Annotated in this window: 18 protein-coding genes and 5 pseudogenes; 7 read left to right on the top strand and 16 right to left on the bottom strand. The window is 49.1% G+C overall.

The annotated features are described in order from the left end of the window. Positions 1 to 56: 56 nt before the first annotated feature. The 5 genes and pseudogenes from JCM10550_RS24975 to purH all read right to left on the bottom strand — a co-directional run bounded on the left by JCM10550_RS24975 (position 57) and on the right by purH (position 4,130). Positions 57 to 284, bottom strand: coding sequence for a hypothetical protein (locus JCM10550_RS24975; RefSeq protein ID WP_281175360.1), 228 nt, complete (start codon positions 282 to 284; stop codon positions 57 to 59). Further along, positions 241 to 507: a hypothetical protein gene (locus JCM10550_RS24970; protein ID WP_281175359.1), complete on the bottom strand. Its 267-nt coding sequence runs from the start codon at positions 505 to 507 to the stop codon at positions 241 to 243. Before JCM10550_RS24970 ends, JCM10550_RS24975 begins: the two co-directional genes overlap by 44 nt. Continuing rightward, positions 465 to 1,066 (bottom strand): annotated as a pseudogene (locus tag JCM10550_RS22800) (thiamine pyrophosphate-binding protein). The gene JCM10550_RS24970 and the pseudogene JCM10550_RS22800 overlap by 43 nt, the downstream one beginning before the upstream one ends. Next, positions 1,050 to 2,560: pseudogene (locus JCM10550_RS09940) on the bottom strand (2-isopropylmalate synthase). Before JCM10550_RS09940 ends, JCM10550_RS22800 begins: the two co-directional pseudogenes overlap by 17 nt. Before the next feature lie 74 nt (positions 2,561 to 2,634). Continuing rightward, a pseudogene (gene purH, locus JCM10550_RS09935) lies at positions 2,635 to 4,130 on the bottom strand (bifunctional phosphoribosylaminoimidazolecarboxamide formyltransferase/IMP cyclohydrolase). 799 nt (positions 4,131 to 4,929) lie between these two features. On the opposite strand from purH, the gene JCM10550_RS22795 reads away from it, so the two are divergent. From JCM10550_RS22795 to JCM10550_RS09900, 6 genes and pseudogenes are all read left to right on the top strand, one after another. After that, positions 4,930 to 5,673, top strand: a complete 744-nt coding sequence (locus JCM10550_RS22795; protein ID WP_245618998.1) for a phosphoadenosine phosphosulfate reductase family protein — start codon at positions 4,930 to 4,932, stop codon at positions 5,671 to 5,673. 132 nt (positions 5,674 to 5,805) lie between these two features. Next, positions 5,806 to 6,357, top strand: coding sequence for a nucleotide exchange factor GrpE (locus tag JCM10550_RS09920; protein WP_245618997.1), 552 nt, complete (start codon positions 5,806 to 5,808; stop codon positions 6,355 to 6,357). A gap of 4 nt (positions 6,358 to 6,361) precedes the next feature. After that, positions 6,362 to 8,210: pseudogene (dnaK, locus tag JCM10550_RS09915) on the top strand (molecular chaperone DnaK). A gap of 5 nt (positions 8,211 to 8,215) precedes the next feature. Then, a pseudogene (gene dnaJ, locus JCM10550_RS22790) lies at positions 8,216 to 9,359 on the top strand (molecular chaperone DnaJ). A gap of 124 nt (positions 9,360 to 9,483) precedes the next feature. Then, positions 9,484 to 10,443, top strand: a complete 960-nt coding sequence (locus JCM10550_RS09905) for a methyltransferase domain-containing protein (RefSeq protein WP_062398838.1) — start codon at positions 9,484 to 9,486, stop codon at positions 10,441 to 10,443. A gap of 349 nt (positions 10,444 to 10,792) precedes the next feature. Next, positions 10,793 to 11,803, top strand: coding sequence for a hypothetical protein (locus JCM10550_RS09900; RefSeq protein WP_245618995.1), 1,011 nt, complete (start codon positions 10,793 to 10,795; stop codon positions 11,801 to 11,803). Positions 11,804 to 11,841: 38 nt separating this feature from the next. Here JCM10550_RS09900 and JCM10550_RS09895 read toward each other — a convergent pair whose 3' ends face one another. The 4 genes from JCM10550_RS09895 to JCM10550_RS17215 form a co-directional block, all read right to left on the bottom strand. Then, positions 11,842 to 12,249: a DUF134 domain-containing protein gene (locus JCM10550_RS09895; RefSeq protein ID WP_062398906.1), complete on the bottom strand. Its 408-nt coding sequence runs from the start codon at positions 12,247 to 12,249 to the stop codon at positions 11,842 to 11,844. A gap of 68 nt (positions 12,250 to 12,317) precedes the next feature. Continuing rightward, positions 12,318 to 12,887: a type 1 glutamine amidotransferase gene (locus JCM10550_RS09890; protein ID WP_062398836.1), complete on the bottom strand. Its 570-nt coding sequence runs from the start codon at positions 12,885 to 12,887 to the stop codon at positions 12,318 to 12,320. Next, positions 12,884 to 13,564 (bottom strand): diphthine--ammonia ligase, encoded by a 681-nt coding sequence (locus JCM10550_RS09885; protein ID WP_062398904.1) that lies wholly within the window; start codon positions 13,562 to 13,564, stop codon positions 12,884 to 12,886. Before JCM10550_RS09885 ends, JCM10550_RS09890 begins: the two co-directional genes overlap by 4 nt. 110 nt (positions 13,565 to 13,674) lie before the next feature. Beyond that, entirely contained in the window at positions 13,675 to 13,956 is a 282-nt protein-coding gene (locus JCM10550_RS17215; RefSeq protein WP_172673843.1) for an archaeosortase/exosortase family protein, read from the bottom strand. Between the two features lie 2 nt (positions 13,957 to 13,958). Here JCM10550_RS17215 and JCM10550_RS19690 point away from each other — a divergent pair, with 2 nt between their 5' ends. After that, the gene (locus tag JCM10550_RS19690; RefSeq protein WP_218185179.1) at positions 13,959 to 14,339 is read left to right on the top strand and encodes a hypothetical protein; all 381 of its coding nucleotides are present in this window, start codon (positions 13,959 to 13,961) and stop codon (positions 14,337 to 14,339) included. Between the two features lie 687 nt (positions 14,340 to 15,026). Here JCM10550_RS19690 and JCM10550_RS09870 read toward each other — a convergent pair. The 7 genes from JCM10550_RS09870 to JCM10550_RS09830 form a co-directional block, all read right to left on the bottom strand. Beyond that, on the bottom strand, positions 15,027 to 15,518 hold the full coding sequence (locus JCM10550_RS09870) for a hypothetical protein (RefSeq protein WP_062398830.1): 492 nt from the start codon (positions 15,516 to 15,518) through the stop codon (positions 15,027 to 15,029). 372 nt (positions 15,519 to 15,890) lie between these two features. Further along, a complete protein-coding gene (locus JCM10550_RS18765) occupies positions 15,891 to 16,289 on the bottom strand; it encodes a hypothetical protein (RefSeq protein WP_157200144.1) in 399 nt (132 codons plus the stop codon). A 175-nt stretch (positions 16,290 to 16,464) separates the two neighbouring features. Further along, complete coding sequence (locus tag JCM10550_RS09855; protein WP_218185178.1) at positions 16,465 to 17,034, bottom strand: acyltransferase; 570 nt, start codon at positions 17,032 to 17,034, stop codon at positions 16,465 to 16,467. A gap of 446 nt (positions 17,035 to 17,480) precedes the next feature. Further along, complete coding sequence (locus JCM10550_RS09845) at positions 17,481 to 17,702, bottom strand: hypothetical protein (RefSeq protein WP_062398820.1); 222 nt, start codon at positions 17,700 to 17,702, stop codon at positions 17,481 to 17,483. Positions 17,703 to 17,958: 256 nt separating this feature from the next. Further along, on the bottom strand, positions 17,959 to 18,279 hold the full coding sequence (locus JCM10550_RS09840) for a hypothetical protein (protein ID WP_062398818.1): 321 nt from the start codon (positions 18,277 to 18,279) through the stop codon (positions 17,959 to 17,961). 92 nt (positions 18,280 to 18,371) lie between these two features. After that, the gene (locus JCM10550_RS09835; protein ID WP_062398816.1) at positions 18,372 to 19,418 is read right to left on the bottom strand and encodes a lipid II:glycine glycyltransferase FemX; all 1,047 of its coding nucleotides are present in this window, start codon (positions 19,416 to 19,418) and stop codon (positions 18,372 to 18,374) included. After that, the gene (locus JCM10550_RS09830; RefSeq protein WP_157200142.1) at positions 19,415 to 20,155 is read right to left on the bottom strand and encodes a hypothetical protein; all 741 of its coding nucleotides are present in this window, start codon (positions 20,153 to 20,155) and stop codon (positions 19,415 to 19,417) included. The genes JCM10550_RS09835 and JCM10550_RS09830 overlap by 4 nt, the downstream gene beginning before the upstream one ends. Positions 20,156 to 20,330: the final 175 nt, after the last annotated feature.

Here is a 20,330-nt window from a genome sequence, read left to right as displayed (position 1 = left end):
TGTTTTCTTCCATTCAGCAAGTCGACCATTCCACGGTCCCTGAACCCTATGTTCCGTCAGCTTTTCGTTGATCTCTTTAAGGACATACCAGACATCTCCCACAATCGGAAGGTCCACAGCCTTATTTTTCCCAATCTCAGCAGGTCAATGTCGATATGAATCACCTGTGCATTGGGGGCAAACGACTCGAGTTTTCCAGTCACCCGGTCATCAAACCGTGCACCAATGGCGATGAGGAGGTCACATTCGGTGATGGCATAGTTGGCGCTCTCGGTTCCATGCATCCCCCCCAGCATTCCCAGGTTCAGGGGGGTGACGGGACGGTATCGCACCAAGCCCCCCCATCAGGGTGGTGGTGACCGGGATCATCAGGGTCTCTGCGAGCTGCATGAGTTCTGCATCACCACCGGATGCAATCACCCCCCCGCCGCCTGCATAGATGACCGGACGGGCAGCACCGGCAATCATGCTGGCGGCCTTTGCAATCTGTCTCGGGTGTCCCCGCACGGTCGGCTGATACCCCCCCGTATCGAAACCTTCTCCGGGACGGTTTCAGGTTCCGCGACAACGTCGGTCTGCACATCCTTGGGAATATCGATTAAGACCGGCCCCATGCGTCCGCTACCGGCGATGTAGAAGGCTTCATGCACAATCTTCCCCAGTTCACCCGCATTATTCACGAGATAACTGTGCTTGGTGATGGGAAGCGTAATCCCGGTGATGTCTGATTCCTGAAATGCATCATTTCCCAGAAGGGTGGTCGGAACCTGCCCGGTAATTGCCACGAGCGGGACCGAATCCATGTAGCGGTGGCAATACCCGTCACGAGGTTACAGGCTCCGGGCCCGGAGGTGGCGAGGCACACCCCCACTCTGCCGCTTGCCCGTGCATATCCATCTGCGGCGTGCACCGCTGCCTGTTCGTGGCGAACAAGGATATGCCGGAGTGAAGAGTCATATAATTCATCATATATCGGCAGAACGGTGCCGCCGGGGTATCCAAAAATGGTATCCACCCCCCCTTCGTGCACCAGGCTCTCAATCAGTATTTTAGCCCCGTTTTTCATGTATCTTCCCTCAGTAGTCTGTTCATCCCGGCAATGACTGCTTCAACACTCGCGGTGATAATGTCAGTTCGCGCGCCGCGGGATGTTATTATTTTTCCGTCCTTCCTTAATTTAACCGTTACATCTACCAGTGCATCCGCACCACCAGTGATGGCATCCACATGATAATCCTCAAGGCTGATATCGCAACATCGGAGACCGAATCCTGCAGAGCACGAATCGCCGCGTCAACCGGCCCGTTTCCGGTGGCAGCGCTGGTTGTTTCCGCCCCGTTCACGGCCATTGTCACCGACGCGTCGGAGTTGACTTGTTTCCGGAGACCACCGTAAACTGGCGCAGACTGAGTGCAGGAGTACATACCAGCTGCAGCACCGTATCTGCAATCGCCATCAGGTCAGCATCGGTGACCCGCTTGCCTTCCTCTCCCAGCGTTTTTACTCTCGAAAGAATGGCGGAGAGTTGTTCAGCGGTGACCGTATACCCCCCCAGCTCATTCAGCGACGCCTCAACGGATGCTTTCCCGGAATGCTTCCCGAGAACAATCCTCCGGGTTCTGCCGACCATCTCGGGCGGCACTGGTTCATAGGTTCGTGCATTCCTGAGCACCCCGTGAGCGTGAATACCACTTTCATGGGTAAATGCCATGGACCCCCCCACGATGGCCTTGTTCGCCGGAAGATCAATGCCGGTCAGGCGTGCCACCAGTGTTGAGAGGGGGGGGTATATCCGTTCGGTATGAATGCCGGTATCCACTCCGTATAGCACTTCCAGCGACATCACCACCTCTTCAAAGGGAGTATTGCCCGCACGTTCACCGAGACCGTTCACGGTCACATGCGCACATGAGGCACCCGATTTCAGTGCGGCGATGGTATTCGGGAGTGCAAACCCAAGGTCGTTATGGCAGTGGATACTGACCGGTGCAATACGGGTAAGCGGGGGTATGAACTCTGCCGTCCGTTCCGGTGTCAGAATACCCACGGTATCGCAGAAACAGAGCCGGTCGGCACCATGGGCGACACCGTCAGTAAAGATATGGGAGAGAAACGCCTGATCGGCACGGGACGCATCCTCACCGGAAAGTTCAACGATAAGTCCCCGTTCCTTTGCATACTCGACAGCCGACATGGCCATCGCATATACCTCATCACGGGTTTTTCGCATCTTCTCTACAATATGCAGATCACTTGCCGGAACAACAAGGTGCACAGAATCGGCACCTGCGTCTGCGGCAAGATCAATATCATAGGGCAGTGCCCGCACATAGGTGCAGCATTCTGTACCCAGCCCGGCATCAGAAATCAATCCGATTGCCGTAAGCTCTCCCTCTGACGCAGCGGCAGAACCAGCTTCGATAACATCGATTCCAATATCAGACAGGGCACAGGCAACCTCCAGTTTCTGGTCAGGAGTAAGCGTAACACCCGGTGTCTGTTCACCATCCCTCAGGGTGGTGTCTAAAAAACGTGGTTTATGGACAAATAAAGCAATCACTCATAGGTAATTCACCGTACATGATCAGCGACCGGAAATGATATAATCCTTTGCCCGCGGGAAAAAGGGGGGGATTAATGTCTGAAATGACGGATACCGGTAAAGACCATCGCGACATTCAGGCGGTTTGCCGCATCAATTACTTCCTGATCACGGATGGAACCGCCCGGCTGAATCAGTGCTGTTGCACCGGCTTGGCGGCTTCTTCCAGCGTATCAGGGAAGGGCAGGAATGCATCGGATGCAACGGATGTGCCTTCAAGGGAGGACAATGCCTTATCCACCGCAATCTTTGCCGCATCAACACGGCTCATCTGGCCTGCCCCCCCGATGCCGACGGTGGCGGTGGGGTTTGCAAAGATAATCGTATTGCTTTTTGTGTGCTGACAAACCTTGAGTGCCATCCGCATTGCATCATATTCGGTAGCGGTTGGTTCCCGTTCGCTCACCACACGCCAGTTGTCAGTTATTGATTCCGGAGACACCTGAATCAGGGCTCCTCCGTTGATGGTGCGCACCGCAGGTGCTGTCTCTTTTTCCGGAAGAATCATGACACGCATGTTCTCCTTTCTTGCCATAATGTTCCGGGCGGAATCCGTATATCCCGGCGCAATGACAACCTCGACAAACGTTGACGCAAGCTCTTCTGCGACATCATCCTCAACGATACGGTTTAATGCGACAACCGATCCGTATGCAGAGGAAGGGTCTACATCACGGGCACTGAGATATGCAGAGAGGAGTGCATCCCCCGTTGCCACACCACAGGGATTGTTATGTTTGACAATCACTGCTGCCGGTTTATCAAATTCATGCAGAAGACCGGTTGCAGCATCTGCATCAAGATAATTGTTATACGACATCTGTTTGCCCTGAAGCGGTGTCTGTCCCGCAATGCCGCTGTCGCCATATACTGCCGCCTTCTGGTGTGGATTCTCACCGTAGCGGAGTTCGCGGCCGTTTTTCAGCTGGAATGAATACATCTCAGGGAATTCGCAATCAATACCGTAGAGATAATTGGATATGGCCGCATCGTAGGATGCCGTCCGTGCAAAGACTTTGCGTGCAAGATGCAGACGGTCTTCTTCTGAAAGGCCGCCGTCTTTCATCTCTTCCATTACCGTGGAGTAATCCGACGGATCAATAATTACTGCAACATCACGGAAATTCTTGGCGGCAGACCGGATCATTGCAGGACCACCAATATCGATGAATTCAATCAGTTCAGGCAGAGACAGGTCTTTTTTTGCCATCTCTTCAAAGGGGGGGTAGAGGTTGACTACCAGAAGATCAATAGGCCCAATATCCTGTTCAGTCATCACCTGTTCGTCTATTCCCCCCCTCCGGCCAAGAAGGCCGCCGTGAATCTTTGGATGCAGAGTCTTTACTCTTCCGTCCATCATCTCAGGAGAACCGGTATATTCAGAGACTTCTGTAAACGGAATGCCTGCTTCCGCGAGAACCTTTCTGGTACCTCCGGAACTTAGGATTGCAATGTTGGATTCGGACAGGAAACGGGCCAGTTCAACAATTCCTGTCTTGTCCCACACAGAGAGAAGTGCAGTCTTCATGCGCATACTATCAGCGTGAGATCATAATAACCTAATGAACAGACTATGCAGTGGTAACACGTATTTTTGCGTGAGAACGACACACACTATACCACTGTATGAGAGAACGTAGCAGAAAATCCGTCCGGGAACCACCTTTTCGGGAGAGTGTGTATTGGTGTCCGGAGTGCAATGTCCCGCTTGTTGCCTCAACCTGCGGGTGCAAAACACCGGGATATGAGATCCCTCTCACCAAACCCTACGATGTACGTCCCGCACTGGAGCATGACAGAAATGTCATCAAAAAATACCTGAACGACCGATTCGGTATTGAAACCATTCCCAAAATCCTTCTGCTCAATAAATCGGGAGGCATTGACCGCACGGACACCATCATCGCCAATGGTGTTATCTTCAGCCGCCTGACGTTTGATCCCCCCCTTCTGCGGGAGTATACCATTGAACTTACTCCCGATGCCCTCCCGTTTGTCATTGAAGAGGTGTCAAAAGGCATTGTCGACATCACGGATGAAGTTGCAGAAAAGGGGGGGAACCGTCACATGGGCGGGAAAAATGTTCCCTGCACAACAGATGTTACTGACGGACCGGTTATCGTTCATGCAAACGGGCGATACGGAACCGGGTGGCTGCGAAACAATGTGGTGAAGGTAAAGAGTCTGGGGAGGCCCCCCCGCCCCCCCATAGAGATGCCGGACCCCCCCGACAGAGAGCAGGTGATTCGCTGCAACAAACCGCATCTCAAAAACTTGGAACGGCACGCCATACGCTTTATCAAAACGGAAAAAGACCTGCGCCCGGAATGCAATGTCGCATTCTCCGGGGGGGGAAGGACAGCACCGTTGTTCGTGAACTTGCCCGGAAGGCAGGTGTCACCGACTGCTATTATGTCGATACCGGACTGGAATTCCCGGAGACCGCTGCATTTGTTGAGTCACTTGGAATCCCGCTGATTCTTCACGGGCCGGATTTTCAGGAAGGACTCAGGAAGAACGGTCTCCCGACAAAAGATGACCGTTGGTGCTGTGAATACCTGAAACTGGAACCCGTTCGTCAGTGGAGAGAGACTCGGGGGGGGAGTGCACCACGATTCAGGGGGAACCGCTGGTATGAATCGTTTGCACGGGCCGGACTTCCCGGAGTGGCAGTGAATCCCTACTATTCCGGGCAGCTGAACCTGTCCCCGATCCGGAGTTGGAGGGCGCTGGAAGTATTCCTGTATATCTGGTGGAGAGAGCTTCCGCTGAACCCATTATATGAACAGGGATTTGAGCGCGTTGGGTGCTGGATGTGCCCTGCCATGTTGGAATCCGAATATGAAGTTACCCGGGAACTTCACCCGGAGAAAATTTCAGAATGGGAGAAAATAATTGGCCGATATGCCAAAAAAGAGCATATTTCTGATGCAGCAATGAAATGTGGGTGGTGGCGATGGAAGAGCCCGCCTCCGAAAATGGTTTCACTTATGAAAGAGCGTGGCATTCAGATAAGCACAAAACGATCCGTAAATACACAAAAACCAATGAAAATTAAAAATAAACGATAAATCCCCCCCCTTTTTTGAATTCAACCTGATTAGTAAGGATTAGATATTGACTCAATGAAAAATATTATATAGAACCACTAGCCATAAATTAGGTATATCGATCATAAGATGCTATAAATGGCAGAGGAGATCATGACAGATAATCCGGACATGAAAAAAGATGAAACATCTGCACCTTCGGATGGCACCACGTCCTCTGATATGGCAGATAATGACCAGACTGAACTAACAGACGCTGAACGTCTGGTTGAACTCTACAGAGAGTGCGATGAGCAAAACAAACGTTACCTGAGGCTTGCTGCTGATTTTGAAAACTATAAGCGGCGGGTCGCACGGGAAACTGAGGAACGCTCAAACCGTGCTGTGGAACAACTTGCATGTGATGTACTGGTTATTGCTGACAATATCGAACGGGCACTGGCATCAGATGAAAACACCCTTCGTGAAGGGGTCGAACAGATTCATAAACTCCTTGAATCAGTCCTGAATCGTCATGAAATCATTAGGATCGAATGTCTGAACCTTTCCTTTAACCCGGAAACACAGGAAGCAGTGGCATATGTGCCTTCTGACTGTAATGAAGGCACGGTCATTGATGAAATCCAAACGGGATACTGCAGAAAGGGAAAAGTAATTCGCTGCGCAAGAGTCGCAGTGTCACAGGGAAAAACAACAGAGGCATAAAAATATGGCATCAGAAAAGATTCTCGGAATTGATCTTGGTACAACAAACTCATGCATGTCCATCATGGAAGGCGGAAAATCCATCGTCATTCCAAATGCAGAAGGAGGACGGACGACACCCTCGGTTGTTGCATTCTCAAAAGAGGGAGAACGCCTTGTAGGAAATGTCGCAAAGAGACAGGCAGTTACCAACCCCGGACGGACGATCATCTCCATTAAACGTGACATGGGATCGAGCCGGAAAGTAACGATCGACGACAAGGAATTCACTCCGCAGGAAATTTCCGCGATGATTCTTCAGAAACTGAAGACCGATGCTGAAGGATACCTCGGGGGGGAAAAGATTACGAAAGCGGTCATCACGGTCCCTGCATACTTCAACGATTCCCAGCGCCAGGCAACCAAGGACGCAGGCAAAATCGCAGGTCTTGAAGTCATGCGTATCATCAATGAACCGACAGCAAGTGCCCTTGCATACGGCATTGACAAAGAAGAAGAGGCGACCGTTCTGGTCTATGACCTTGGCGGCGGTACATTCGATGTCTCGGTGATGACCTTGGGTGACGGTGTCTTTGAAGTGCAGGCAACAGCCGGAGACAATCACCTTGGCGGCGATGACTTTGACCAGTGTGTCATGTCATACCTTGTTGAAGAGTTTAAAAAGAAGGAAGGTATTGACCTTACCAAAGACCCTATGGCAGCGCAGCGTCTCCGTGATGCAGCAGAGAATGCGAAAAAAGAGCTTTCAACGCTCCAGAAGACGAATGTCAACCTTCCGTATATCACCACCGATGCATCAGGCCCGAAGTTCCTCGACATCGACCTGACCCGTGCAAAGTTTGAACAGCTGATTGGCGCACTGGTCGACAAGACCCTCGGCCCGGTCAGGCAGGCTCTCGACGATGCCGGTCTTAAGGCAGGTGACATTGATCACGTCCTTTTAGTCGGTGGATCCACCGTGTGCCGATGGTACAGGAAAAGGTCAAAGATATCCTGAAAAAGGATGCTGACAAAGGTCTCAACCGGACGAATGTGTGGCACTTGGTGCAGCAATTCAGGGCGGTGTGCTGACCGGTGAGACAAAAGATGTGGTCCTTCTCGATGTCACACCGCTCAGCCTCTCCATTGAAACGATGGGTGGCATCGCGACCAAACTCATTGAACGCAATACCACCATCCCTACGCGAAAGAGCCAGATCTTTACCACAGCAGCAGACAATCAGACCAGCGTTGAAATTCACGTGGTGCAGGGAGAACGGGCACTGGCCAAAGACAACTTCACCCTCGGCAAATTCCAGCTGACCGGCATTCCACCCGCACCCCGTGGCATCCCGCAGATTGAAGTGACCTTTGATATCGATGCAAACGGCATCATCAATGTCTCGGCAAAAGATCTGGGAAGCGGAAACGAACAGAACATTACCATCTCCGGTGACCGGCATCTCTCTGATGAAGAGATTGATGAGATGGTCAATAAAGCCAAGGATTACGAGGAAGAGGACAAACAGAAGCGGGAAGAGATTGAAGTTCGCAATAATGCGGATACGGCTATCTTCACCGCTGAAAAACTCCTGAAGGATTCTGAGGATAAGATCACCGAGGATGAGAAAAAATCCATTGAAGAGGCTGCAGAAAAGGTAAAAACCGCACTGGAAAGTGATGAGACCGAGGCCATCAAGACCGCAACCGAGGCACTCACGGAAGCAGTATATGCCGTAACCGTCCGGATGTACCAGGAAGCAGCAGCTGAAGCACAGGCAAGCGGTGAGACCGGAGAACCTCAGACATCTGCACAGGATGACGATTCGGTTGTCGATGCAGATTATGAAGTTCAGAATGAGAAGAAAGAGTGAGCAGGATGTCCGGGAAAAATTACTATGACATCCTTAACGTTCCGCGTAATGCCGATGAAAAGGAGCTGAAACGTGCATACCGGAGTCTGACAAAGAAGTATCACCCGGACATCAACAAAGAAGAGGGCGCAGAGGATAAGTTCAAAGAGATCAACGAGGCCTACAGTGTCCTCTCTGACTCCCAGAAACGGGCTCAGTATGATCAGCTGGGCCATGATACCTTCACCAGCGCTTCAAAAGGCTCATACCAGGGTGGCGGTGCCGGGCCGGGCGGATTTAACTCAGACTTCGGGGGGGATTCGGAGATATCTTCGATTCCTTTTTCGGCGGCGGTGCACGCGGGTCGCGGGGGGGTCCGCAGGCCGGTTCTGACCTCTTAATGCGCATACAAATCACCCTGCAGGATGCGGTCTTTGGCGTAGACAGGGACGTTGATGTGATGCACAATGAACCCTGTAGTGCATGTGACGGAACGGGGAGTGCAACAAAAAAGACGAATACCTGCCCCCCCGATGTGGCGGAAGCGGGCAGGAACGTCGCGCCAACAATACTCCGTTCGGCCAGTTTGTCAGTATGGCAACCTGTTCCCAGTGCAGAGGGTCGGGCCGGATTCCTGAAGAACGCTGCAAAACATGCAATGGCAGCGGTCACTCGCGGGTAAAGAGGACCATCACGGTCAATATCCCTGCGGGTGTTGAGAGCGGCATGCGTCTGAGGATGGAAGGCTACGGAGAAGCCGGGGGGGATGCAGGCGCTCCGAACGGCGATCTCTATATTGAGATGCATGTCAGCCCGAATTCGTCATTCACCCGAATCGGGGGGGATAATATTGAGACCAAAGCAGAGATCACTCCTGCCCAGGCAGTGATGGGTTCATCGATTACGATTAAGACGATCGACGGCAGGAAGATTGATCTGAAAGTGCCTGCCGGTGTCCAGTATAATACGGCACTCAAGATTTCCGGAGAAGGTGTTCGCCGGCGCGGCAGGCCGGGAGATCTGCTCGTCAGGATGAAGATTATCATACCGAAACATCCGGGTGCACAGGAGAAAGAACTCTACGAAAAAATCCTTGAACTGGAAGGAAATAAAGAATCCGGTCAGGGTTCCAAGGGATTCTTCCAGGATCTCAAGGACAAAATGAAATAACCCGAAACAAATCCTTCTTTTTTGTGTCCATCCATCACGGCATGGTCAGAAACGGTCACCGATACCTGTCCATACCAATTCCAAAGCAGTTATCCCTCTGGCTGGAGTAGATCTGTACCCGCATATGAAATGTATCCTTGAACTTTCCGGAGAACATCCCGAACTTCCGTTTGCAGAAGTAGAGACCTTCGCCTGCATTGAAGAACGGGCAACACAGGTGGCTGTAGTTGAATGTCCCGACCCTGACGCCTGCGGCAAACTCGCCATGACCCATACGGTCATGGAATATCTGGGCAGATGTGATGCGGATGAAGCCAGCATCATTGCCATGCTTCAGGCACTCTCCCTTACCACCGAACAGACATTTGCCGCACGCGTACGCAAGATGGAGGATGCCCCTGAAACCCTGTCCCAACTGGCCCTTGAGAGGCTGATAGGCTCGAATATCGACGGCCCGGTCTCACTGGATGCACCGGAGACAGAATACCGGGCGATTATTACCGGCAACACCTGTTATTTCGGGCGGGTCATTCTGCATATTGACCGGGGGGGCAGTTACCAGTACCGAAATCCCATGCGCAGGCCGTTCTTTCACCCCCCCGGCGTAATGATGCCCATCACTGCCCGCACGCTGGTGAACCTTTCGCAGGCAAAGATGGGTGACGTCATCTGCGATCCCTTCTGTGGAACTGGCGGAGTGCTTCTGGAGGCGAAACTCTGCGGCATGAAGATTATCGGAAGTGATATGGATCCGATGATGATTGATGGCTGCCGCAAAAACCTGCCGGGCACCGATCTCTTCCTTGCAGATGCAACGGTTCTCCCTCTGGGTGATAACTCCGTTGATGCAGTGGTAACAGATCTTCCCTATGGGCATTCCGTATGTATCATGGCATCATCAATGGATCAACTCTACGCAGATTCACTGCATGAGATACGCAGAATTGTCAGACCGGGCGGGCGATGCGTCATTGTAACCCATGTGGATGTCCAACCGCTTGCAGAAAAGGAATTTACGGTTGTCAGGAAATTTTATCAGCGGATACACAAGAGTCTGACACGACAGATTTTAATATTAAAATAATTCCGGCACCCTGACGGAGTATGATATACCGGAACCATACTACCAAACATATTTTTTCTTCTGAATTTGTTATCTGGTTTACATGAGATGGCAGTGATGAAAAACAAAACGTTCGCCACTCTAATATAGTATCCGGTTGAAAGTACCTGCAGGCAACACGGATAATAATATCAATATCATTATACTGAATTCCGCATTGCCTGGGCAAAAAGGTTAACTCATGAATACTCTCAGGTGGATAAAGGATTCCTTCAGATCCTGTAATCCAAATAAAGTAATTGCAAGGCAGGCAATCAGGCATCTGAAAAAAATCGAAAAGAAACAGCTGTTTTCAGATGACATTTCAACCATGCGTGCAGCGGAAGGACGATGGTATGAATCCCTGATGTACGAAATGCTGCTGGAATTCTCACGCAGGTCAAACAATATTCAGCATATCGTTCGTAAAGGAGCCGATGCCCCCCTTCCCTTCGATTCCTGCAAAATTTGGCCAGAACGGCCTGTATTTCTCCAACCGGGGGGGGATATCAACATCCGTGGCAATGGACAGGACATCGCTGAAGTGGACATGCTCTTTGTCGGAGGGGGGGACGGCAAAGTCGGGTTTGCAGAGGTTGTCACATCCGGAACGGAGCTAAAAGAACTCAGAGAAGAGGTTCACTATAAAAAGAAACTGCTTGGTTATCTCTATGGTCAGATTACCGTACCTTTTGTTCTTTTTTCCTCGGTTGACATATCCCGTTCTTCTGTCGTAAAAAGACTGATGCGTGAAACGGAGAGCGTGCTGATTGTAACAAAGTCATGTGAGACGCTGAAACATCTTTTGACCAGCAGTGCAACAAGAGGTATTCCCCGCAAGCCACTGAAGCACGCAAAACTCATTGACGTTGCCGATCTTCAGCCGCGGCGACCCTTTGACTACAAACAGATTCATGATTACCGAAGGGACAGGATCCTCTCGGAAATTAATGCCGGCAGACCGAAAGAAGAGTTTAATGAGAGGGATGAACTCCCGCCTCTCGCCAAGAAACTCCTTCTGGGTGCCCTCCATGAATCCGGATCGCAGGAAATATGGAAAGGGAAAAAACTGGTCATAAAAGGAGTACCGTATGATCAGGAAAAGATCACAAAGGATTTTTCAAAAATAATTATTGCCCTGGATATTCCGGAATTTGAGCCGGTCATATACCTCCGGTCCCGAAATAAAAAGGAATATCTGAAAGTCGTCGTCCGGAAATCCGGTGGTTTCCGTGTTGAAAGTAAACGAACCCCCCAGATGACCGGATTTTCCTCTGGCTGGAGTCACTCAAGCCAACGCTCGGAGGAAAGGTCTGCCGAAAATATGCAGATCAATTCCTGACACGGGCCTGATACCCACCCTGTCAGAAAAACAGGTATTTACCGTTCTGTCTGCTGTTCATGGGATGCATCTGCTGCATAGCTGCACTCCCGGTTTTTGCAGCAGCAGTCTTTCGTCTCTGAATCAGCACAGCCTGCCATCTCAAGCCGTTTGCCTTCAACGAGGGCTTCAACAACCTTTCTGCGGCCTTCATGAAGATCACGCCAGAGGGTTTTCCGGGAAACGCCCATATGTCCGGCCGCAACTTCCTGATCATAATCCAGCAAATCAACCAGCCGAAGGGCCTCAAGCTCTTCAGGTTCAACTACATTCACCCTTCCCTCGGTATCGGGATGGCAGCATGGCTGAAAACAGCGGTACTGGGAATCAGCACTCAAAAATCTTCTTTTACGGGGTCTCCCACGTCTGGTAGGTTTTTCTCCCCCCCCGGTATTACACCCTCTCATTTGTACAGGTTCCTCTATTGGCAGATTATTTATGCATACGGTATTTTCTTCTTTCTGTAACGGATATTTCAATGGCTGACAAGAGTAGACAAAAATCGCTCCACTACCCAGGTGTTACGCACTTCTGGATGAAACTGAACCCCCCCATAGATCGGATCGGTATGATGGCGCACTGCCTGGATACAGGCATCCGATTCTGCGAGAACAATAAATTCACTCCCCCCCGGAACAGTGCCGAACCGGTGCAGTTCATATGCAGTCCATTCGTTGTCACGGAATACCGGGTCATCCGATACCCTGCACCGGACAGGAGTCATGCCGATTTCAGGATTTTCTTCAATGCTGCCCCCATACGCAAGAATGAGTGCCTGCATACCGGCACAGATTCCCAGAACCGGCACGGGCGATTCCTGAATCCAGGCAAAACACTCGGTCATTTCGGTAAACCGGTTGTCTTTAAGCGGTGTCCCGCAGAGAATCACTGCCTCGATATTCTCCCCAGCTACACGCTCCCATTCGGTAAAATGACAAATTTTATACTGATATCCGCATGCCTCTACGATATCTGCAATCGGGCGCACGAATTCATCCTCACCGAGAGAATGCAGACGGTGGCAGAGATCTATGAGAAGGATCATTTATCTCTCACCTCTGCTGTCTGTATGCAGTACCGGCCGTTGTAATTCGCATATACCGACTCTGATGTGAGCGCCACGATCTTTCCGGAAAACGGTGCGTCCGTCACCAGGGTTTCAAGTTCCCCCCCCTCGCCGGTGAGGGTGATACCATATTTTACCGCATAGAGCCGCAACAACCGGAGCGCTTCATGGTCGATACGCCGTCCCAGCCAGGTTTCGTCAAAGGGAGCGGAGAATACTCCGGAGACAATGACAACAAATCCCTCATCAATCAGAGTCTGCATATACCAGTCCTGGTCGATGTGCCAGAGGGGGGGATTATAGCACCAGAGACCAAGGGCATCACAAATTTTCTGAATACGGGTGGCCTGGTATACGGAGAGAACGGCCCCCGTCACAATCCCCTCAATGTCATATTGTTCCACAGCACGGGCGATCGCCTGTTTCAGGTCTTCCAGTTCCTCTTCCTCAATCCCTTGTGTGGTATATTCCAGTATGGGAATGCCCATTGCCTCTGCCTGTAGCGATGTGAGATGAATGTTCGGTGTATGGAACATGTAACTTTCGTCATTTTCAGATACCAGGGAAATGAGACAGGAGACCTCTTCTTTCTGCATCGCCAGGTATGTGGCATATACTGAGTCTTTGCCGCCGGAAAAAAGTACGCCGAGTTTCATATGTATATTCCAATTTCTTTCATTTGTATTGTCAGGCAGGCCCGACAATGATATGAATAGTCTCTCTGTGAATGGATATAAAGGGGAAAGGCATAATTCTGTGCAGGCAGTTATTCATGTTGTTTTTTCGTACCCATCAGCGAAAATCCCAGATGACGGGTGAAGAAGTAGTACCAGAATATCACCATCCAGAGAGAAAATAAAATCCAGCCGGTATGGACATGCACCTGTTCAATCACTCCCTCCGGCCCGTAGATATATCCGCTCAGTGATATGATTGCAATTCTTCCGATATTTGATGCATAGGTTCCGATGTATCCAACCAGTATCAGCAGGCCCCCCCCGCTTTGATATCGCCTCAGGAAATGTTGACAGCACAATGATGGACGCAACGGTGAATGTCCCCCCCAGCGACCAGATGCCGGTACAGTCTGATACAACAGCAAGTCTGATCTGTTCACCTGAAATGGATAAGAACGAGATGATATTGCCATTCACTTCAGGGTCTATTCCCATCAGGCTGATGATACCGGTGGTTAGGGTGATTGTCGGGGGGGGAATAAGGGGGGGCGCAATTAACCAGTCCTCATGCCGGATAAACAGTTCGTATAATTCAAATCCCAGAACCGCAATGATTGGAAACAGTGCCGGAAAAATCAGCGTTTTAAACGAAAGCAGTCCAAAGGCTATAATACTGACTCCCGATAAGAGCAGGGAAAATTCACCGATGGAAAACGGAGGATTGCCAAGGCCAAGGGGATATTTAAAAAGCTGAATATACAGATCCCGATTCCTGCCAAAACCACAAGAATCTGTTCTCTTTTATCAAGCAGTTTTTGGGTTTTATGAGAAAAATAGATCATTGAGATGCAGGTCAGTATCCAGATACTGATTGCATCAACCTTTGAGTAGGAAAGAGATGTAGAAATAAAAAAATTGCAAGAATACTTACGGTAAGAATTACCCAAATCTTCGCAGCCTTCTGCGGAGTGATGGTATTGGGAGGGTTGAGATCCATGCTGTTTTTCTCCGGCGGTATCACCATGATGTAACCTGAGTTTTACAATATCCCACACAATATATATCAGTTTCATCCGTCCGGACATCTGCTCCTGTCCGGTCACTTCTCTTTCGTTATCTGTCCCATCACTACCGGGCGTCTCTCTACTATCCACAGCTGACTCTGGCCGACATATCACGGCACAAATATGCAAATCCTGCATATTCTGTGAGTTTCTTCGGATATCCGGCACAACAGGGGGGGAACTCAGGGGGGGCAACAATACCTATATCTATAGTGCCATCACGATAGTGCACAGAAGTTATCCGGGTACGCCTGTTCACCTGCGTCAACGCGAGGATATGCCCGACGCAAGTGCCGGACACATTAATCTGTTAAATCGATTTCTTCAACCCGGGTCCAATGCGATTTTTTCAATCCTTCAGAGAACCGGATCTCCATTCATTCTTTTCTGCCAATGAAATCCCGAACAAGGGAGACATCCAGATACCCGGTTGCAAACATTAAACCTGCATACAGCAATGATGACAGAACGATCCCCCCCGGAAATACGGAAAAATGACCCATAAACAGCACAAGAAACACTACCGCAAATGAAATCATCAGATACCCCCCCAGTTTGTGGAAGAGGACACGGAGAGGTTCGATGTCCTGCGATACGTAAATTGATGCAAGACAGTAGAGAACCAGCACGATAATAAAGGCCAGATAAGCTCCCAGAAATCCAAAAGACAGAATCATTACATGACTGAAAAGAGGAAATGCCAATAAACTGCTCACGGTAATGAGAACAAATGGTCTCGTAGATTTTTCATAGAATGAAACATTTACATAGGCAACAAACTGCTGGATAAAGATGAACACATATCCAATTGCAATGAGAAGGATGTAATCCCCCCGCAGGCGAATAATCAGCGGAAAATAACAGCTCAATCAGATCTTTCGCATAAAAGAAGAGAATCAGCACACAAAACATTGTCATGGCAAAAAGAAGTCTGCCAATTTCTCCCAGTCCCCCCGGCCGATTCAGGAGGCGGGATTTATCCTCCGTTCCTGTTGATTCGGGGGGGACTGATATCAAATATAATGCCGATGAAAAAAACGTGATTACCGCTGCCAGTGTGAGTGATACATCGAAGAATGCCTGAAACTCAATACCAAGATCATGGCTGATCACAATTTTATTCAGATTCTGGCATAAGGTAATCCAGATGCCAATAATATAAACGGAAAAACCAAAGGTCAGAATTTTCCGGGACGGTATCTGAAATGAGTGAATGGAATCAATAATCGTCTTCCCCTTCCTCAGAAGAACGGCAAGAAGGACAAGGAATGGGGGGGGAGAGCAAAGATAATAAAAATTTCATCAAAATGGCTGATTCCCAGAACCAAGACCACCAAAAATACCAAAGCCAGTCGTAAAACACCTGGTGCGGTGGAAATCGCAGCTGCAAATGAATGATTTTTCTTTCCCCGCAATAATCCCATGATATCCACACTCAATGTGACCGAAAGTAATACCAGAATTAATACGGAAAACAAAAACGGCCATATCTCAACCGGTAAATTCAGAAAAGTGCAGATTTGAACCGGAAAGGTAAAGAGAACAAGTCCGACAACACCCGTTGCAACGATCCCGTAAATCAGTGAAAAACCAAAATATTTTCGTCCTTCACCGGCATGACCCAGAATATCAAAAAACAAAAATTGGTTCCCAGTTGAAAGATTGCAGGAAGGGTGATCACAATCAGCATGATGATGCCATATTCAAAGGGGGTTATCGCACGTGCAAGGATAATTTTTGTAATGATCCCACACAGCCTCATGAGGACAAGGGAACCAACATAAAACAGTGCATAAAATGAAAGATTCCGGTCCATCATATGTCCTCTTTTTCCGGAACGGGAATACAGGATTTTACTGCATCCATCTCTTTATGCAATGCCTCAAGGTCAGTACACCGATTCATTGCTTCTTCAACAGTGGTTATTACTTTCGCAGGAACGCCAGCCACAATGTCGCCTGGTGCAACATCCTTTGTAACCACAGCACCAGCTGCAACAATGGAGCCCTCCCCCCCAATGGTAATACCCGGAAGGATGACTGCCTTCGCCCCCCCGATGTAGCCATTCTTCCGGATTGTTACCCGTCCAAAAGTAATAGGATATTCAGGGTTAATGCAGTGATAACTCGAATCATGGGCAACAATTACCGCCCGTGGGCCAATGTTGACTCCATCCTCAATTTCTATGAGATAGGGTCGTGATTCCTCAATGAAAACCCCATGTCCGATTCCAACATGGTCTCCAATTGTTGTCCCCCGCCACCGGTAGAAGGTATTCCGTAACCGGTCATTGGGGGGGACATTCATTGCAAGAATGTGAAGAAATCCTTTCACAAGAAGGCTGAACCGAATTCGCTTGTAAATTCCCTCACTATGTTGCAACACTTCTCCCCCCCCTTTATCTCATATCAACCATGCATTCCGGCACTGAAATCCGGTAGCAATGAGTCGCACGATAATGCAGCTATCATTTCAATACATCCTTTGGCCGATGCGAATGAATCCGGCCGGTTTTTTTAACAGATAATACTCAAATAATGAAAAAAACGGTTTCATGTCTGATAACGAAAAGATAAAATACGCATCATCCTGATAAAATTTCATAAAATCAGTCACCGTCTTCAGTTTGTAGGTAAACGGACTGCTGCTCCGGAGTACCGCCAGCAGATGACGCAGATCATTACTGATGACATTTCTGCTCTTTATTCCGGTTTTATATTCATAGGAATCGGAAATACGATTGTCTGTCGCGATTTCATGCAGCAAAAACGGAAAATCAACCCCCCCTGCAGAAATCGCACACTGAACCGAACCCCCCCAGAAACGGGGATTTATCTCCAGAAATTTCGGTTTTCCGTCACGTTCGTCAATGACAAAATCCAGTTCGGCGATACCCCCCAGATTTTTACCGCTTTCAGGATATCAGCCGTCAGGTCCATAATCTCCCGGTTTTGTACCGTCTCGACAAAACAGCCCGGTCCGTTACGAAGTGGGTATGTCCGGTTCTCCTGTATGACACAGATTCTTTGGATTTCATAGTCTTTATCGATCAACGCCGCAGAGGAGTATCGTTTTTTGAAAGGAATGTATTCCTGTACAATTGAGGGACCATAATGATGCAGGCTATAGGCATACCTCTCCTCTAACAGGTCAGGACTATCAACCGTACAATTCCTCTCCCTCCTTTTTCCTGATTTGGTTTTATAATGACCGGATATTTCAGATTCCGCTGAATATCATAAAGATCATCAGGACGATTGATAAAACCGGTCTTTGGCACAGGAATACGGTTGGTGGCGGCAAATTGCATCATCCGGGACTTATCAACAATGGTCTCAAGTGTTGAGATTTCTGGATAGGCAATCGTATAGTCATACAAGGGGGGGCATTCTTTGCAAAAAAGAGCATTTCATCCTCCCCGTTGGGCATGATCATATCATCTTCGGTTAATTCGGAAAGAAATGCATCATCATACTCGGTAATTCGTTTTTTAAAGCAGTATCGAGAATAAAAGGGCAGGGATCTCTTATCATTTGAAACAGCAGTTGCCGGTACCTTATTCTTTCCGAGGGAGCGTACAACTGCAAGACCGATGTGGTCTTCGACACCCGTTGGCACAAATGCATTCATACTATCCTCCTCCCTCCACCACGGTAACTCGGAACAACGTCAATTATGGCAATACGCAATATAAATATACTCTCAGGAAAATTCCCGTCTTTTTAATGATGAGGTAACCGGTTTATAGACATTGGTATATGCCGATTCCATACATACCACAAAAGAGGAACATTTTTTCGCTGAAAACCGGATGTCAAGATTCGGATTGAATTTCGAAGAGTAATAGGTATGCAGCCGTTCATTTCCGGCCGTCCCCCCATGGTAACATATGACGTTAAACCCTGTTTGCAGCAATATTGAATTTCCTCCCACACCAGAAGATCATTGGGAGACGGGGGGGAGATATTTTTTAGTGGTTTAGGGTTCCCAATCCAGCTTAATAGAGTATTTTCATACAGAATATCGATTAAACCGGTCACTATATCTCCTTCAGATCTGGCAACAAATATCTTCACGTTCTCGGGGGGGTATGCATCATATATTTCACATAAATATTCCTTTGGAACACGTACTGTCCGTCCCTGTTCCCGGTAGCGGTCAACCATCAGATTATAGACTGCTTCAAGCTCATGTTTTCCACCCGTTTCAACGGTGAGTCCGCGTTTTTGTGCCCGGTTAATATCCTGCCGCTTCTTTTTCGGAAGACTCAGGAAGAGATGTTCGGCACCGGGGGGGCTCAAATCAGTCACATAACTATATTCTGGTTTAACGGTATACCCGGACCAGGTAAATGGACGAGGATCAGATAATGCCGGAGGCAGAAATATCTGCACATATTGTGCTTTCAGTTCCTGTCTGATATAGTCATTTATTGCATCCAGAAAGGAAACATACAGACGCTCTCTTTTGCTTTGCTGCTGAACGGCATCAAACCGAAGGACAGGGCCCAGGTAGAGGAGGGCCGTGTGAGGCGGAGGGGGGGATACGACAAGGTTTATCCCGAATTGTTTTTTCTGAAACAGAGGCAAGAGGCCAATCGGCTCATCATTGACCGATCCCATGAGTGGATGCAGTGCAAACCCACTGTGTGTAGCGGCAATGTTCAGCCAGTCCCAGGTATGAAAAATCGTCCCATGAGAAGATTCATGAACAATTTCATCCCACTCTCCGGCATTCTTTCTATCCACACGGTATAATTCCACATTCATCGTAATCGCACCAGAATTTCATTTGACACGCTTTCTCCATCGGGACGCAACAGATAGTGATCGGCTTTACCCTCAACAAGGGTTGCATTTTCAGAAATAATTTCTGCAGTGGTATGTTCCGGAACGTACAGATCAAAAGAGCCCCCCCCACTGAAATCGCCGGTAACCGACAGGGTATCTTCAATATACTGCCATTCAAATGCAGTCGCTTCACGTGCCTGCCACCATGAAGCAATACCCTGACCCGTTGTGATCCATGCATCATCGTCTTTACATGCCCGAATAATCTTCCAGTACCAGTCACCAAGTTCTGGGTATTCCAGAGCATTGAAGACAGCCGGGTGCCAAAGGAGTGTCAGGACACCACCCCCCCTGTTTCTGACCTGTTCAATAGCACTCCTGCATACATTCCACCCGTTCTCCTCATCCTGAAGAGTAATATCCATCAGTGAGAGGGGAATTTCAAGAAGCGGAAGCATGCCTGTTGCAGCCTGCGGGTGAAAGGGAAAACAGGTCCCCCCCCATCTGAAACCTCTTCCATCAGCTGCTTTGTAGCCCAGAGAGGTATCGTATAAAAATCCGGTTTCGGACTGATATTCCCATGTCTCAGGAATGGTCAGGTTCAGACGATGCTGCCGGATACCGGTGACATGGTAACCCAGCAGTTCTTCCAGTTCGGTTTTCTCACGATTGAGCAGTCCGGGGGGGTCGGCATGGGAAAATGTGGATCCATGCACACCAATCTCATGCCCGTCTTCGGAAAGCTTCTGTATTAATTCGATGACACGGGATTTCTGCAGAGAATGACACCGTCCGTATAAATGCCAGGATTCCGGTCTGAACAGACTTTTTTTCCGGATTCTTTCAAAAAAAAGTATGTCGAACAAACGCCCAGTTTCTGTTCATTCCGCA

This window comes from Methanogenium cariaci JCM 10550, from assembly GCF_001315945.1.
In the GTDB taxonomy this organism is placed as follows: Archaea; Halobacteriota; Methanomicrobia; order Methanomicrobiales; family Methanomicrobiaceae; genus Methanogenium; species Methanogenium cariaci.
Note: the sequence above shows the minus strand (reverse complement) of the source record. Positions and strands in the feature narration are given on the sequence as shown.